This is a genomic window from Salinibacterium sp. SWN139, assembly GCF_015864625.1.
Taxonomy (GTDB): domain Bacteria; phylum Actinomycetota; class Actinomycetes; order Actinomycetales; family Microbacteriaceae; genus Rhodoglobus.
The window spans coordinates 347,732-362,892 of the sequence record NZ_JADYWV010000001.1 but is presented as its reverse complement, the minus strand read 5'-3'; the positions used below and the strand labels follow the sequence as shown (position 1 = coordinate 362,892).

At 63.8% G+C, this 15,161-nt stretch carries 18 protein-coding genes; 7 read left to right on the top strand and 11 right to left on the bottom strand.

Annotated elements, in window-relative coordinates:
* Position 1: 1 nt before the first annotated feature.
* From I6E74_RS01765 to I6E74_RS01755, 3 genes are read left to right on the top strand one after another with little or no spacing between them, the layout of a single operon-like run.
* Positions 2-826 carry an ABC transporter permease subunit gene (locus I6E74_RS01765; RefSeq protein WP_307784352.1) on the top strand — a complete coding sequence of 275 codons (825 nt, stop codon included), beginning with the start codon at positions 2-4 and terminating at the stop codon, positions 824-826.
* Positions 823-1,707: an ABC transporter permease gene (locus tag I6E74_RS01760; protein WP_231604706.1), complete on the top strand. Its 885-nt coding sequence runs from the start codon at positions 823-825 to the stop codon at positions 1,705-1,707. The genes I6E74_RS01765 and I6E74_RS01760 overlap by 4 nt, the downstream gene beginning before the upstream one ends.
* Complete coding sequence (locus I6E74_RS01755; RefSeq protein ID WP_197122480.1) at positions 1,704-2,840, top strand: ABC transporter ATP-binding protein; 1,137 nt, start codon at positions 1,704-1,706, stop codon at positions 2,838-2,840. Before I6E74_RS01760 ends, I6E74_RS01755 begins: the two co-directional genes overlap by 4 nt.
* Positions 2,841-2,884: 44 nt before the next feature.
* On the opposite strand, the gene I6E74_RS01750 is transcribed toward I6E74_RS01755, so the two are convergent.
* Complete coding sequence (locus I6E74_RS01750) at positions 2,885-3,592, bottom strand: TVP38/TMEM64 family protein (RefSeq protein ID WP_197122479.1); 708 nt, start codon at positions 3,590-3,592, stop codon at positions 2,885-2,887.
* Between the two features lie 124 nt (positions 3,593-3,716).
* Here I6E74_RS01750 and mgrA point away from each other — a divergent pair, with 124 nt between their 5' ends.
* Entirely contained in the window at positions 3,717-4,745 is a 1,029-nt protein-coding gene (gene mgrA, locus I6E74_RS01745; RefSeq protein ID WP_197122478.1) for an L-glyceraldehyde 3-phosphate reductase, read from the top strand.
* 44 nt (positions 4,746-4,789) lie between these two features.
* Positions 4,790-5,557, top strand: a complete 768-nt coding sequence (locus I6E74_RS01740; protein WP_197122477.1) for a DNA alkylation repair protein — start codon at positions 4,790-4,792, stop codon at positions 5,555-5,557.
* 52 nt (positions 5,558-5,609) lie between these two features.
* Here I6E74_RS01740 and I6E74_RS01735 read toward each other — a convergent pair whose 3' ends face one another.
* Genes I6E74_RS01735 through I6E74_RS01725 form a run of 3 tightly spaced genes read right to left on the bottom strand, consistent with a single transcriptional unit; the run spans position 5,610 to position 7,877 of the window.
* Positions 5,610-6,896, bottom strand: a complete 1,287-nt coding sequence (locus I6E74_RS01735; protein ID WP_197122476.1) for an MFS transporter — start codon at positions 6,894-6,896, stop codon at positions 5,610-5,612.
* An 8-nt stretch (positions 6,897-6,904) separates the two neighbouring features.
* Positions 6,905-7,096: a hypothetical protein gene (locus tag I6E74_RS01730; RefSeq protein WP_197122475.1), complete on the bottom strand. Its 192-nt coding sequence runs from the start codon at positions 7,094-7,096 to the stop codon at positions 6,905-6,907.
* 43 nt (positions 7,097-7,139) lie between these two features.
* The gene (locus I6E74_RS01725) at positions 7,140-7,877 is read right to left on the bottom strand and encodes an IclR family transcriptional regulator (protein ID WP_197122474.1); all 738 of its coding nucleotides are present in this window, start codon (positions 7,875-7,877) and stop codon (positions 7,140-7,142) included.
* A gap of 89 nt (positions 7,878-7,966) precedes the next feature.
* On the opposite strand from I6E74_RS01725, the gene I6E74_RS01720 reads away from it, so the two are divergent.
* Together I6E74_RS01720 and I6E74_RS01715 are read left to right on the top strand one after the other, a co-directional pair.
* Complete coding sequence (locus I6E74_RS01720; protein ID WP_197122473.1) at positions 7,967-8,887, top strand: sugar kinase; 921 nt, start codon at positions 7,967-7,969, stop codon at positions 8,885-8,887.
* Positions 8,888-8,929: 42 nt separating this feature from the next.
* On the top strand, positions 8,930-9,547 hold the full coding sequence (locus tag I6E74_RS01715; RefSeq protein WP_197122472.1) for a bifunctional 4-hydroxy-2-oxoglutarate aldolase/2-dehydro-3-deoxy-phosphogluconate aldolase: 618 nt from the start codon (positions 8,930-8,932) through the stop codon (positions 9,545-9,547).
* 14 nt (positions 9,548-9,561) lie between these two features.
* On the opposite strand, the gene I6E74_RS01710 is transcribed toward I6E74_RS01715, so the two are convergent.
* The 7 genes from I6E74_RS01710 to I6E74_RS01680 all read right to left on the bottom strand — a co-directional run bounded on the left by I6E74_RS01710 (position 9,562) and on the right by I6E74_RS01680 (position 15,150).
* Positions 9,562-9,999, bottom strand: a complete 438-nt coding sequence (locus tag I6E74_RS01710; RefSeq protein WP_197122470.1) for an OsmC family protein — start codon at positions 9,997-9,999, stop codon at positions 9,562-9,564.
* 54 nt (positions 10,000-10,053) lie between these two features.
* On the bottom strand, positions 10,054-10,818 hold the full coding sequence (locus I6E74_RS01705) for an SGNH/GDSL hydrolase family protein (RefSeq protein ID WP_197122468.1): 765 nt from the start codon (positions 10,816-10,818) through the stop codon (positions 10,054-10,056).
* A gap of 6 nt (positions 10,819-10,824) precedes the next feature.
* Complete coding sequence (locus I6E74_RS01700; protein ID WP_197106795.1) at positions 10,825-11,013, bottom strand: hypothetical protein; 189 nt, start codon at positions 11,011-11,013, stop codon at positions 10,825-10,827.
* 67 nt (positions 11,014-11,080) lie between these two features.
* On the bottom strand, positions 11,081-11,725 hold the full coding sequence (locus I6E74_RS01695) for a peroxiredoxin-like family protein (protein WP_197122466.1): 645 nt from the start codon (positions 11,723-11,725) through the stop codon (positions 11,081-11,083).
* A gap of 110 nt (positions 11,726-11,835) precedes the next feature.
* Complete coding sequence (locus I6E74_RS01690) at positions 11,836-12,279, bottom strand: adenylyltransferase/cytidyltransferase family protein (protein ID WP_197122464.1); 444 nt, start codon at positions 12,277-12,279, stop codon at positions 11,836-11,838.
* A gap of 13 nt (positions 12,280-12,292) precedes the next feature.
* Positions 12,293-13,555 carry an O-antigen ligase gene (locus I6E74_RS01685; protein WP_197122462.1) on the bottom strand — a complete coding sequence of 421 codons (1,263 nt, stop codon included), beginning with the start codon at positions 13,553-13,555 and terminating at the stop codon, positions 12,293-12,295.
* Positions 13,555-15,150 (bottom strand): Wzz/FepE/Etk N-terminal domain-containing protein, encoded by a 1,596-nt coding sequence (locus tag I6E74_RS01680; RefSeq protein ID WP_197122460.1) that lies wholly within the window; start codon positions 15,148-15,150, stop codon positions 13,555-13,557. Before I6E74_RS01680 ends, I6E74_RS01685 begins: the two co-directional genes overlap by 1 nt.
* Positions 15,151-15,161: the final 11 nt, after the last annotated feature.

Below are 15,161 nucleotides of genomic sequence, written 5' to 3'. Positions count from 1 at the left end.
GGTGCGCGCCACGCTTCTCGTGCTCCCGGCGATCATTCCGGTCGCGATCGTAGTGATCGGAGGCATCGGCACCACTGTGGTGCAAAGTCTCGGTCTCATGCCACTCGTGGGCACGCCCGCGTTGAGCGTTGACGCCTTCGAAAGCACCGACAACCTGCTCGGCTCCGCGCTGCTTTCTCTTGGGATCGCCGTCGTGTCAACCACGATCGCTGCGGTCGTCGGGTTCTTCACCGCCGTGCTCATCATCTCGGGCAACTGGGGTGGCCGCATCGTGGGCACACTCAGCGCTGCGGCCGTCACCGTGCCTCACCTCGTCGGAGCTGCGAGCGTCGGCCTTCTGCTCTCCGACTCTGGCGTGCTCGCCCGTATTCTCGGCATCCCGCCAGAATCGTGGCCCGCGCTCGTCGCCGGCCCCACCTGGTTTGCCGTGATCGCGGAGTACGCGTGGAAAGAATCCGCCTTCGTCGCGCTCATCATTGTCGGCACCCTCGCCACCCGCATCACGTCCTACGATGAAACTGCCGCTGTGCTCGGTGCGAGCCGCGGGGCGAGACTACGACTCGTGCTGTTTCCGCTCGCCGCCCCGTCGCTGCTCGTGGCATCCGCTATCGCGTTTGCGTACACGCTGGGTTCCTATGAGGTCGCGTGGTTGCTCGGCAAGACCTACCCCGAGCCGCTCTCGGTCATGGCGCTGCGGCTATTCAACTCGGCAAGCCTCACCGCTCGGCCCGAGGCTGCCGCCGTTGCCGTGATTACTCTGCTTCTCACTGCGGCGATCGTGGGCGTCGCCATGCTCGGGCTTCGGCGAATGCGAGCGTGGCAATGAGCGCCGGCACCACGAGCGTCAGCCTCGACAAGCCGGTCGTGCACCCACCCCGGCGGATGCCCGGCGACCACGGCAGCCCGCTGACTCAGTCTCGCGGCGTTGCCCGTGTGCTGCGTATCGTCTCGACCGCGCTCATCGCGCTGTGGTTTGCGCTGCCGTTTTTACCCCTCGTGCTGTGGTCGTTCGCCAACCAATGGATGCACCCCGCCGCGTTTCCGATGGAAGCCGGCACCGACGGCCTCACCGCCGCAATCGCCAACGGCGGCGGCCTCGCCTTCCTCCACTCGCTGCTGTTGTCGCTCGTAGTGGCCGCGATCGCGACCCCGCTCGGAGCGATGGCCGCCCGCGCGCTCTCGCGCGGTCACGTTCGCTTCGGCAAGGCGATTACCGTTCTGCTCTTCTCTCCTGTGTTGCTGCCGCCGTTTGCCGCGGTGCTCGGCCTCAATGTGCTGCTGTTGCGCGCGTGGGTACCCCCGGCAGTCGGCGTCGTTCTCGTGCTCGTTGCGGTGGCGATTCCGTACACAACTTTCTCGATGCGCGCCGCCTACGCCGCTTATGACGACGGCTTCGATGACGCAGCCCGCACGCTCGGGGCGAGCTCACGGCTGACGCTGTGGCGCATCCACCTCCCCCTGATCGCTCCGGCGTTGGCACGCTCTGCATTCTTGGCGTTCTTGGTCGGCTGGAGCGATTACCTCATCACGCTCGTGGTGGGAGGCGGCCACATGATTACGCTGCCGCTGATCATTGCCTCAAGCGCATCCGGTGTCGGCAACGAATCAAGCGTGGCGGTGTTGTCGCTCTCCGCGGTCATTCCACCCCTCATTCTGTTGGGCTTCATTGCTCGCACCCGCAATCTCGACCCAGGGAAGCAACGATGACCACTCACGCCCAGACCACTGACGTGGAGACCTCTGCGATCACCCTCACGGGCATCACGAAGAGATACTCGGCCGCCTCCCCTGCCGCGCTGCGCGAGGTGAACCTCGATATTTTGCCAGGCACGAGCACCGCGATTGTGGGGCCGAGCGGTTCAGGCAAGAGCACGATCTTGCGCATCATCGCCGGCCTCGAGGATACTAACGGCGGCCAAGTGCGCCTCAGCGGTCGGGATGTCACCGCGCTTCTTCCGGAGCAGCGCGGTATCTCGATGGTGTTCCAGCGCCCGCTGCTGTTTCCGCATCTGACGGTTCTCGACAATGTCGCCTTCGCCGATCGCGCGGCAGGACTCAGCCGCGGGCAGGCTAGGGAGCGCGCCCGTGAGCACCTAGAGCTGGTGCAGATGGGGGCATTCGCATCCCGCTCGCCACACTCGCTTTCGGGCGGCCAGCAGCAGAGAATCGCTGTGGCACGGGCTCTCGCCGCACAGCCATCCGTGTTGCTGCTCGACGAACCGTTTAGCGCCCTCGACCCTGGACTCAAGGATGAGATGCACGCCATGATTGCGAGCATCCGGGAGGCCCTGAATCCGACCATTCTCTTCGTTACCCACGACCGCGATGAGGCGAGCGCGATGGCCGAACGGATCGTTGTCCTTGAGAACGGTCAGTTGCTGCAACACGACACCGTCGACAACGTTTTTCACCGGCCGGCATCGCTCGCGGTTGCTCGACTTCTTGGCGGCAAGAATGCGTTCGCCGGGGAGGTCAGGAACGGGGTGCATCATTCCGCGATCGGCGCCGTCGCCATCAGTTCCACGGTTGAATCGGGCCCCGCAACGCTCGTCTTCCGCCAGGAAGCGGTCTCTGCTTCAGCGCGCGTCCCCGATACCCGAACGGATGCTTCGCCACCTGTCACTCACGATTCTGATGCCACCGCGTGCCAGAGTCGGGGCCCGCGCGAGCTGCACGGCGTCGTCACCTCTGCCATTCAGCGCGGTCCGCGTCGTGAGCTTCTGGTTCGAGTCGGAGACGCCGAGATCCGCACCGAGGCCGCCCCCGGCAATCTTCTCGCAGCGGGCGATTCCGTCACGGTTTCTCTGCCGTGCGAAGCGCTCTGGACGGTTCCCTCTTAGCCGCGCAATTGCCGAAGCTGGCAGCACAGCTCACCCGCCGAGCGTTAGGCCTTATCGGGCACGATCTGCTCGTCGACTGCTGACGTGATGGGCTCGAGCTGCGACGTGGGATCGTCCTTGCGGAGGCGCTTGACCACAAGTACACCAGCGACCGCGAGGACCCCGATGGCTCCGAGCGCGAAGTAAAAACCGTCATTGAGCTCTGCACCGTAAGCGCCCACCGCGACATACGCGAGCGTGCCCGGGATGATGCCGATGACGGTACCGAGGGCGTAATCCCGCACGCGCACGGCGGTCAGCCCTGCGGCGTAGTTGATGAGGGTAAACGGGAGCACGGGGATGAGGCGTAGGGCAATCACCGACAGCAGGCCCCGGCGCTGAAACATGTCATCGACAACGCGCACTCGCCCACCGGTGAAGTGCTCGACGGCATCCCGCCCCAAGTATCGTCCGAGCCAGAACGAAAGCGCAGCGCCGATCAGGGCGCCGATCAGCACGATGAGACTGCCGATCCAGAGCCCCCAGGCAACCCCACCCGCGATACTGAGCACACTTTTCGGTATTGGAGTGAGCGTGAGAAGCGCGTACCCAGCCACAAAGATGGCGATCCCCGGGCTTCCTGCGCTCTTCGTCCATTCGTGAATCTCATCCGTAGAGGGGATCTGCACGGTCAACGCGACGATCACGATCGCCACGAGGATTGCGACAAGAACGCCAGCGCGCCACAGAGTTGAGGCGCGGGGCTTTGTCATGAGCCCAATGCTACGGCTCCCCTGGACCCGCGGTGTGTGATCGGGCTTACTCAGCAGCACACTGGTCCCGATGAGGAACTCCCGTTCCCTGCTTTCGTGAGGAAAGTTATGGCAGCATTAGCGAATGGTCTATGTCGCTGATGATGCCCGTTACGAACCGATGCCCTACCGCCGTGTGGGGCGTAGTGGCCTGAAACTGCCCGCCGTCTCGCTGGGACTCTGGCAAAACTTTGGGGATGACAAGCCTCTCGCCAACCAGCGCGCGATCCTGCGCCGCGCGTTCGATCTCGGTGTCACCCACTTCGACCTCGCCAACAACTACGGCCCTCCCGCCGGTTCTGCCGAATCGAACTTCGGCCAGATTCTGCGCGAAGATTTCCGCCCCTACCGCGACGAGATGATCATCTCGAGCAAGGCCGGCTACGACATGTGGCCGGGGCCGTATGGCGTGATGGGATCGCGCAAGTACTTGCTCGCGAGCCTCGACCAGTCCCTGAACCGACTCGGTCTCGACTACGTCGACATCTTCTACTCGCACCGCGCCGACCCCGACACTCCCCTTGAGGAGACGATGGGCGCGCTTCACACCGCCGTCACTTCGGGCCGTGCGCTCTACGCTGGCATCTCGAGCTACTCCCCCGAACTCACGCGGGAAGCCGTGCGCATCATGAACGACCTCGGAACGCCCCTGGTCATCCACCAGCCCTCCTATTCGATGTTCAACCGCTGGGTTGAAGACGGCCTGCTCGACACGGTTGAGGAACTCGGCCTCGGTGTTATTGCCTTCTCGCCGCTCGCTCAGGGACTGCTCACCGACCGCTATCTCGGCGAGGTTCCCGCCGACTCGCGGGCAGCCAAGGGTGGCTCGCTCAAGTCGGGAATGCTCAACGACGAAACGCTCGGTCGCGTGAAGGCACTCAACGACATCGCATCCGGGCGAGGCCAGTCGCTCGCGCAGCTCGCCATCTCGTGGGCGCTCCGCAACGACCGCGTCACCTCCGCCCTCATCGGCGCCTCGAGCGTCGCGCAGCTCGAACAGAATCTTGCCGCAGTACAGAACCTCTCGTTCGAGCCAGCCGAACTGGCAGCGATCGACGAGCACGCCAAGGATGCCGGCATCAACCTGTGGGCGGCGTCGAGCGCGGTTTCCTAACCCGCCATCGCCCGCCAGCTGCAGTCGCTGTGGGAGGGTAGAGCGTGAGCTCTCCCCCAGCGCAGCAGCACTACGACGAGGTTTTCGACGCGCTGGCCTCACTCACCCTCGAGACGGGGATTTCGCCCGACCGCGGTGAACTCGTGCGGGCCGATCGTCGCTCCGAGTTCGAGTACTTCGGTCTGCGCACGACCGACCGGCGCCGCCGAGGCGCGGCTGGCTTCTCATTCACCGACCAGGATGCGGCATCCGTTCTCGTGGCCTGGGATGAGATCTGGAATCTTGCCGCCAACGGCGATGTGATGTTTGCGGCGCTCGATTTCTATCGCCGGCGCATGGGCGCGCGTTCGTGGACTACGACTGACAGCGCCGCGTTCTGGGGCACCGCCGTCGGCTGGATCGATCGCATCGACAACTGGGCTCACGCCGACGATCTCGCCCGGCTGTACTCGTTCGCGCTCGCTGACCAGCCGGAGCGTGTGTATCCGACGCTCGAGGAGTGGAGCCGCTCCGACAGTGAGTGGCAGCGGCGCATCGCAATGGTGAGCCTCATCCACTACAGCGGCAAGAACGCCGTCTTCCTGCCGATTGAGCCCAGCCTGCGGCTGCTCGCCCACTGCACGGGCGACCGGCGCGAGAGCGTCTCGAACGCGCTCGGGTGGGTGCTGCGCGAACTGCTGGCCGTGCATCCGGATGCCGTACTCGCGTTTCTGAAGACGCACGCGTCGAGCATGCCGCGGCCCGCAATTCGCCGCGCCACGGAACGCCTGCCTCAGCCAGAGCGCGACCGCGTGCGCGCCTCGCTCGCTTAGTTCGGGCTTGCCTCGGGGCTTGCACCGGTCCTGTTGCGCTCAAACGGGGAGCCTACGGCCTCGATTCACGCAATCTTCGCCGCGAACCGACCGCCATCGCCGCGCCACCGACGCACAGCACCGCCGCACCTACGGCGATAGCCACGGCGTACGCCTGTGGGTCCAAGGTCACTCCCGCTGCGGAAGCGCGCAGCGAAGCCCACGCGAGAAGCTGCGAGGTGATGACCGTCGCTAGCGTTGAGGAGAGGCCAAGAATGGGCACGCTCACTGCCGTGATGCGCCCCATGAATCCTGGCGGGGTGGCTGCCTGCAGAATCGGCCCCTGGGCCACCACGTAGATCGCAAATATGACTCCCGAAAGCAGCATCAGCGCCGACGCCGGCCAGAAGTCACGGGTCAGGGCGTAACCGAAATAGGACAGCCCGAGCAAGACGATCGCGGCAGGAAAGAGCCGCTCACTTCCAACCTTATTCAGGAGCGGCGTGGCGAGAACGGCGCCAATAAGACCGCCGACCGAGAAGGCCGCAGCAACGATTCCATACTGCGCGGCGCTGAGGTGAAGCGTTTCGAGGGCGAAGAGAGCCAACACGGCGTTGTTGATTCCCAACGAGACGCCGTAGAGGCCAACACCGATGAGCACCAGCCGCACCGAATGCACTCGCCATGCTGTGGCAAGGCCACGTCGAAAGCGAGACCAGAACGACGTGATTTCGGGATCTGAGATCGGTATTGCCGCGAGCTTTCTCGTTTGGGTAATGACTACCGCCGACACCAGAAAGGTCAGCATGGTCATCGCGAGCGCAGGGATAGCGCCATACAGCGCGAACAGTGTGGGGCCGAGCGCAGCCGCGATTGCCGCAACGCCCAAGCCCGCGAACATGCTCTTGCTCGACGCATCCACGCGCCGCGAAGCGGGGATGACCACCTGCATGAGGGCAGCGCGTGCGGGATTGAAAAACTGCGAGAGCACCGATATGCCCACAAGTAGTCCGAGCAGTGAACCGATCATCAGTTCTTTGCCCGGCGTGATCGCTGCGACCACAATGACCGGAGCGACGAGGGCGGCACGTATTACGTCAGCCCCGATCATGGTGCGCTTGGCCTGCCACCGGTCTACCCACACCCCCGCGAATGGCGCCACCAGCAAACGCGGTGCGGATGCCGCAATCACCACAGCTGCGATGTAAGTCGGGAGTAGCGGGTCACCATTCGCGAGGTCAAGCACAAGCCACACCGTGACGGTGGTACCGAGGACAAACTCGCCAAACGATGAAGTGGCTTGAGCTACCCACAGCAGCGCGAAGTTTCTACTGACGAGAAACCTCGGTGTGCCTGTCATCGATCGAACTAACTGTCGTGGCGCTTCTCGGCGCTCTCGGGCTGCTCTGCTGCAGGCGCGACCGGCTTCGCTGCGCGCTTCGATGTTTCGTCGAAGACCTGAGGGTCGCCATTGCCGCCACCGTTTGCTTGCACAATGCTCTGCGCGATATTCGCTGCCGACGCACCGAGGCGATAGAGGAGGACGGTGATCTTGGCCATGCTGCAACCCTAAGCGAATATGCGAGGAAAATTCCGGTCGCACTCAGGCGCCACCGAGCTCCGCCGAGATCTCACGCGCGACGCTCTGCAGCAGCGGCAAGTGCGCCTTGAGCGCATTCAGGTCGGCCGCCATCCGAATTGCGGTGTTCGAGAGTGCACCGACGACGCCGGCTGGCCCATAGATGGGTACGGCGACGCAGTTCACGAAGTCTTCGAACTCGCCGTCGTCTACTGCCCAGCCGCGGGCGGCGACGCGCTCGAGTTCGGCGTCGAGCTCGGGGCGCGTCGTGAGGGTCTTGGCGGTGAACGGTTCCCAGACCGCATCCCGCAGCACCGCATCCCGATCGCTCGCCGACAGCTCAGCGAGGATCGCCTTGCCGACGCCACTGCAGTACGGCCGTGCCGGGCTGCCGATGCGCGAATACATGCGCACGCCGCTGGTGTCTTCGACCTTGTCGACGTAGACAATGCTGTGGTCAACGAGCGCAGCGAGGTGGAGGGTGTTGCCGACCGTGCGATGCAGTTTCACAAGGCGATCGTGGGCGATCTCGCGCAGGTCGAGACCGTCGGATGCCTGGTGGGCGAGCGCGATGAGGTGCAGGCCGAGCACGTACTCGCCATTCTTTCGCTTGCGCAGATAGCCGACCTCTTCGAGCGACTGCACCTCGCGGAACATCGTGGAGCGGTGCACTCCGAACTCCTCGGCGAGCTCACTAACGCTGGCCGGGCGAAGGGCTATTGAATCGACAATGCGTGCTGCACGACGAACGCTCTGCGACATCCGGGCTCCCTCTCCTTGCTGCGCAAACGAAATCCTGACCCGCTCGCGTATGTTGCACTATATGCAACAGTGTTGCACAGACTGCGCACATGGTCGATAGTGGAGCTGTGGAACACACCATGCAGACGACGACGCAACCAGAGATCATCTCCATCGGCGAGACGATGGTGCTCATCACGCCCACCGTTGCCGAGCCTCTCGAAACAGCCGAGCTGTTCCGCCTCGAGACCGGTGGCGCCGAATCCAACTTGGCCGTGCACCTCTCCGCTCTCGGTCACCATGCGGCGTGGGTAAGCCACCTGGGAGCGGATGCTTTCGGTCGTCGCGTCGAACGCCAACTCCGCGAGCGCGGAGTCGACACCAGCCTCGTGAAGTTCAGCGACGACGCCCCCACGGGTTTCTACTTCAAAGATCCCGGCAATGGCGTGATCTACTACCGCGCGGGTTCTGCCGCGTCGGCGATGACACCCAATGACCTCACTGATGTCCCCTTCGAGCAGGCAGCCCTCACCCACATCTCGGGTATCACCCCGTCGTTGTCGCCGACCTGTAATGCCCTCATCGAGTCGGTAATCGACCGCGCGAAGCATAGCGCCACGACCCTCAGCTTCGACGTGAACTACCGCGCCGCGCTCTGGCCAGTCTCCGAAGCCGGCCCCACCCTTCTTGCTCTCGCCCAGCAGTGCGACATCGTGCTCGTCGGCCTCGATGAAGCCGAAGTGCTGTGGGGAACCACGACGCCGGATGCCGTGCGGGCCCTGCTGCCCGACCCCCGCATCCTCGTCATCAAAGACGGCGATGTCGGCGCCACTGAATTCAGCGGCGACGACCGCGTCTTCGTTCCCGCCCACAAGGTCGACGTCGTTGAAGCTGTCGGCGCCGGCGACGCTTTCGCGGCCGGCTACCTTTCCGGTTACCTTGCCGGCACTACCGCCGAACAGCGCCTCAGCCTCGGCCACGATCGCGCAGCCCTCGTACTGCAATCCACAACCGACCTCCCCACGCTCTAGTTACTCACCGCAACTCTCGATCGCTCCTGAAAGGCACTTCCCATGACTCAGATCTCTAACGCCTCGCTCGACCAGCTCTTCGACGGTCAGCCCCTCATGGCGATCCTGCGCGGCTTCGGCGTCGAGCGCAGTGTTGCTCTGGCACGCACCGCGTGGGAGCTTGGCATCGACTCCGTAGAGGTGCCCATCCAGAGCGATGAAGACGTTGAAGCGTTGCGCGCCGTCGTCGCCGCGGGCAAGGAACTCGGCAAGGCCGTTGGCGCCGGAACCGTCGTCACCCTCGAACACGTTCGCCAAGCCGCGGATGCCGGAGCGGCGTTCACCGTCAGCCCCGGCTTCGACCTTGAGATCGTTCGCGCCTCGTTCGAAGCGGGCATGCCGCCGCTGCCGGGCGTCGCCTCCGCCACCGAGGTTCAGACCGCACAAGCCGCTGGCCTCACCTGGGTGAAGGCTTTTCCGGCGTCCCTCTTGGGCACGAACTGGTTCGGTGTCATGCGCGGCCCGTTCCCCAGAATGAACTTCGTCGCGACCGGCGGAATGGATGCCAGTAACGCCGGCGATTACCTCGCAGCGGGCGCGAAGGTCGTTGCGGTCGGTTCGGCACTCGCCGACGAAACCCAGTTGCCCCGCCTGGCGAAACTGCTGGCCGCGCGCAACTAGCTCGCCGCGCGCGCCTAGCTCTCGGCGGAGGGCTTGACCACAACGATGGTGCCGTGCACGTCGGCAACTGCCGCGAGCGTGTTGTACACGGTGCCGTAGTGGCTGAGGTTGCGGTGCAACATTTCGACCCGTCGTTCGTCTTCGTTCGTGACAAGGCGGATTTCGTATTCGAACTCGACGAATTTCGGCGGCGCATCTTGGCGTCGAGCGCGAACATCAATTTCAGCGCTCTCGTAGCTGAACGGGATGAGCGCACCGGATCGCTCGAGGTTCTTGAGCATGCATGCGGCCAACGCTGACGCGAGTAGATCTGCTGGCCCCGGCAGCGCAGAAGACTCTGCGGAACCCCACAGCGCATCGATCGGAATCGTCTGATTCCCGGCCTGAATCGACGCCTCCTGCCCGGCGACACTTCGCCCGTGTACTTCGTACGTCGTCGGTGCCGTTGTCATGAGAGCTCCTTCATCGTTGTGCGGCGCCAGCCTCGCCAACGCCGCCGGAAAAACCTAGCGCCCCTCGACTTCCACCGGCTGCAGGGTTGCACTCTTCGGTTCACGGTTGTCGCCCGAGGAACGCCCCGTGAGACGGCGGCCGATCCACGGGAGCACGTATTCACGCCAGTAGGCTGCGGTGCGGGGGCGGGCATCATCCGCTGGCCCCTCATCGGCGGCGAAGTCGGGCACCGGAATCTCGAGTGCCGACAACACGTTGCTCGCCACCCGCGCATGCCCGCGCGCGTTGAGGTGCAGCTTGTCAACGGACCAGTACTGCAGTTTCGTAAGCTCCTGGTCGGCCCAGTTGTTGACGAACGTCACGTTGTCCTTCGACGCCCGCGCCATCACTTCTCGCGCAAGGTTGTCGCCGCGCGTGGCCATTACCGAACCAAACGGCAAGTGCTTGCTCGGGTTGCCGCCGCTGAGCAGGAGAACGTGGATGCCGCTGGCGGTCGCCGTGTCGACGGCGGCCAGCAGCTGGTCGGTGATCGACTCCAGCGAAACTTTGGGGCGCATGATGTCGTTTCCGCCGCCGTTGAGGCTCATCAGCTGAGGCCGGAGGGCAACCGCTGCCTGCAGCTGCTCCCCCGCGATGGGCGCCAGAAGGCGGCCTCGAATCGCGAGGTTGGCGTAGGTGACCGGCTCGGGCGAGGCGAGCGCGAGCCCGAGAGCAACCTGATCTGCCCAACCGCGCACCCGACCATCCGGCAGTTCATCTCCGACGCCCTCGGTGAAACTGTCACCAATGGCGACGTAGCTAGCGAACTGGTGAGACATACTGCGTTACCTTCCGAAGGGGGAATCGGGGCGGCGCCAGATCACGACGAGCGCAGTGGCGATCGGCCCGAAAATAAGGGCGAGAAGAAACCACACCCAGCGCCGACGATGCTTCATTTCCGCAAGGCCGGCGGTGACAATAGCGAGGGCAATCCACGCCCAACTGCCATCGAGAAGTGTCTGAGTTTCAATCATCCCGCCAGCCTACGCCTGAGCCGGAGGGCGGCGGCCGCGCGCCAGAGGTCGGCGCGTGGCCAACGACCTAAAGGGACTTGATGGCCGCAACCACATCGGAGGGCTCGGCACGCAACTTGTAGTCGGCCTGCACGAACGCGAACGTGATGGTGCCGTCCTGCTTGATCACGTAGGTGGCGGGGAGCGGCAGCTGCCACCCGGTCGCACCGTTGGACTTCACGAGGTCGTAGCCGGACTTCTCGTAGAAGGCCTTGGTGCGGTCATCCACGGGGTGAAGGAGTCCGAAGCCGTTGATCGCTTCAAGCTCGCCGTCGGAGAGCACCGGAAACTCGAGGTTGTGCTTCTCTTCGAGAGAGAGGGATTCGTCGGGAGTTTGGGGCGAGATAGCTACCAGGGTTGCTCCGGCGGCACGGAACTCGGGCAGAGTCTCCTGCAGCGCCTTGAGCTCGAGGTTGCAGTAGGGGCACCAGGAGCCGCGGTAGAACGCGATTGCGACCGGGCCCTTTTCGAGCAGTTCGCTCAGGCGTACCGTGTTGCCTTCGGCATCCGGCAGCGCAAAGTCGGGAGCGGTATCGCCGACCTTGAGCGCGTTGTTGACGATGCCAGCCTTTTCGACTTCGGTCACCGAGTTCGTGAGAGTCGCGCTGTCTTCGGCAGATTTTGTTGCCGCACTGTTGTCGGCACGTTCTTTAAGCTGCTGGGTGAGATTCATGGCGCTCCAAAAAATTGGGGAAAATGTCGTCGCAGGAGTGAACCGCCCGCAACGCCACGCTATTCCGGGTGTCTGAATAGTTGCCGCGTGAATCGGGGGCGCTTGCTCCACTACGCCCGAGCGCGAGCCGACATCTCTTCAATCAACTCCAGCGCCCGCCGCAGGCCGGTGCTCGACGTATTGGCGGTGTACGGGAAGTACACAACCTCTACCCCGACGGCAGCGAACTCTCGCTCCAACTTCAGCCCCTTTTCGGTGCCGCGCCAGTCGTCGCCCTTGAAGAACAGAGTGAACTGCAAACGACGCCACATCTCCAACTTGTCTGGCACCGTTTCGGCGACCGCCTCATCCACATAACAGATGCTGCGCACGATTTCTAAGCGCTCCTCAAGGGGAACTGTGGGGCGCATTTTCTTGGTCTGCTCCAGCATTTCGTCGGAGACAACACCGGCGATCAGGTAGTCGCACTGTTCTTTTGCGCGTTTGAGAATGTTGAGGTGGCCAACGTGAAAGAGATCGTAGGCTCCTGCGGCGTATCCAATTCTTTGAGACATATGCTCACCGGGTTCAGGTCGGGGAAGGCGTGAGTTCTGTGGTGGGGGTAGGCAGCGGTGCCACGGCGAGCGCGAACCGCACGGAGCGGTCGTGTTCGAAGGGGTAGCGGTGCCCTCGCTCGAGGAGGAGCGACGTGAGGAAGAAGAGTGTGAAGATCACACTCGACTCGATGAGGCCGTTCTCGAGCGCACTGCGCACGAGAAGCAGAACGAGCAGGGGAAGCGTGAGGGTGCGAAGTTCGCGATTCTTGAGACTGTCCCTCAGCGTGAATAGCACCCAGATGCCGACTGCGATCAGGCCGAGGATGCCAGCCTGCGACAGGATGGAGATCCAACTGCTGTCGAGCACTTGAACATCCCACCAGCGCTGATCGACCTCAATGGTCTTAGCGGCGAGGCCGACGCCGATCCACTTGTGCCAGGTGTCCATCGGGATGCTGAAGACGGCTTGCCACGCAATCGTGCGGGAACTGAGAGTGGCGAGTTCACTGACATCCTGCCCGCGAATAGCGACCTCAGACACCACATTCGTGAACGCCACCATCGCATAGGAGACAGGCACGAGCAGAATGAGCGCGATGCCCGTGGAGTGCGGAACCGGCCACGCCAGCACGACGGCCAGCACCATCGCGATGACGACGACGATCAGGGTGGTGCGAGATCCGGTGGCCAGCAGAATCGCTGCGAATGTCACGAGCAGCACCGACTTGCGCGGCGTGAGACCGCGCCGCGCGATATCGATCGCAATCGCAAGCAGAGGCGGCGCGGCAAGCCCGGCGAGCTCGTTGGGCTTCATGGCGGGGATGCCACTCGGCAGTCGGCCGTCGCTCAGAAACTCGGGTAGCCCGCTCGCCGCACCGATAAGAGTCAGGATGCCCATCGCAATGAACAGGGACGTCAACACCTCAAGCGGCGCAGCACTGCTCGCCAGCACGTACACGGTTGCGGCGAGCAGCACGATGCGCACCGCGAGCACGAGCGACGGCATCGCGCTATCTGTTGCCAGTGCGCCAACGCACGAGAGCCCCACAACGATGAAGAGCAGGATGACCGATCGCACGCCGACTCGCGCGTGCACACGAGCACGCGAATGAATCGCTACTGCGCACAGAAAAGCTGTAAAGGCGACAAGGGCCTTTGCGATGACCACGACGTCAAAGCCGCCATCAAAAAGGGCATCGGGTCGCCACGAGACGACACTCAGAACAACGAGGAGCCACGTTCCGATCAAGGAACGTGAGACGGTACTGCGCTCCCGCTGTTCTGTCGCGATCATTAGTCCACGACCACGCGTTCATTCTCGCTTGAGCGCTCGGCGGCAGCGGCAGTTTCTGTGCGTCCTGAGGGCGGGGCAGGCTTAGGCGGCGACGGCTTCGGTACGGGCGTCGGCGAAGGTGAGGATTCGGATGCCATGTTCTTCTTCCTGTCGGGGCCAGCCTTGGTGTCCGTTGAAGCGTCTGCGGTGGCAGTCGCGGTCGGGGTCGCGGCGGGTTCCTGGGGCTTGCTGGCTTTGCGCCGCAAGTGCACGCGCGCTTTCGCCGGATCGCTCGCGAAGTCATCCGGGGTCCAGGTCGCCATTAGCTCGAAGTGGCGAGCATTAGGCACATCAGTCAGCACAACGCCGAGGGGGCGAATTCCCGCAATCCGGAGTTGGCTAACAGTCTGCGCAAGTTCAGCCTCAGAGCTGTGGTTATAGCGAACAACGACGATGGCGACCTCGACGAAGGGCGCGATGAGCGGAATGCTCAGCGGACGAGTCTCGGATGTTGCTTGCGTGAGCACAACATCCGCTCGCGAGATAAGCCGCGTGAGCACCGATCGCAGGGTCTTGTCTGCGGCAACTTCGGTCGTTTCAGCTACCCCGGCGGAGACGAAGAGTGCTTCTGAACCGTCGAGAGGTCGGGTGACCTCCGGCAGGGTGGTGGATTCGTTGAGGAGTTCGGCAAGTCCCGTAGTGCCGGCGAAGGAGGCAAGGGCGTTGTCGTCGCCGGAGGAGGGGTGCGCCTCAACGAAGAGGGCTTGCCTTCCGGTGGCGGCAACCGCGGCCACGACACCGAGCGAAATGGATGCGTGGTTGGCGGCGTCACCGGCCGGGGCCAGCAGCAGGATGCGCGGCACTGCGCCTCCGTTGGCTTGCGTGATGCGGGCGAACGCTTCCGCGTACGCGGCATCCACTGTCGATTCAGCGTCGGCACTGTTGCCACGAGCGCGGCGATGACCGCGCGGAACGGCCGCGAGCACGGGCAATCCGGTGACCCTTCGCACATCGCTCGGCTGACGCATCCGGTGATCGAAACGAGCTAAGATCAACGCCAGCACAGCGCCGGCGGCTAGCCCAGAGATGAGTCCGAGCCCGAGAATGACCGTCTTCTGCGGGGCGCTCGGTGCCGAGGGCGGCAGTGCAGGGATGAGGCGCTCAAGCGAGACCGAGAACGTGCCAAAGTCTTCGACCCGGGAGACGAGGCGCGACAGGCTGTCGGCGACAGCATTGGCGATGCGGGCGGCATCCGCAGCAGTGCTTGCTTGGGCTGCGATGTTGATGTTGACGGTGCTGTTGGGGTTGGTCGCCGAAACTTGGCTGCGCAACTCTTGCACCGTGAGGTCGAGGTCGAGGTCGGAAATAACCGGCTCGAGAACCTCAGAACTGCGCACCAAATCGGTGTACGAATTCACCCGGGCCAGCGAGAATTGCGAGCGTTCGGCGAGAGTCGCATTGACGTCTTTGACCGTCAAAAAGAGGGTGGCCGTTGACGTGTAGGTTGGCGGAATGCTGAACGCAATGAGCGCAGCGGAAGCTACTCCGACCACGACAGCAACTAGGATTGCACGCCATCGCTGCCGGAAAATCTCGAGATAACTCAAACTTTCCACGCGTTGAACCC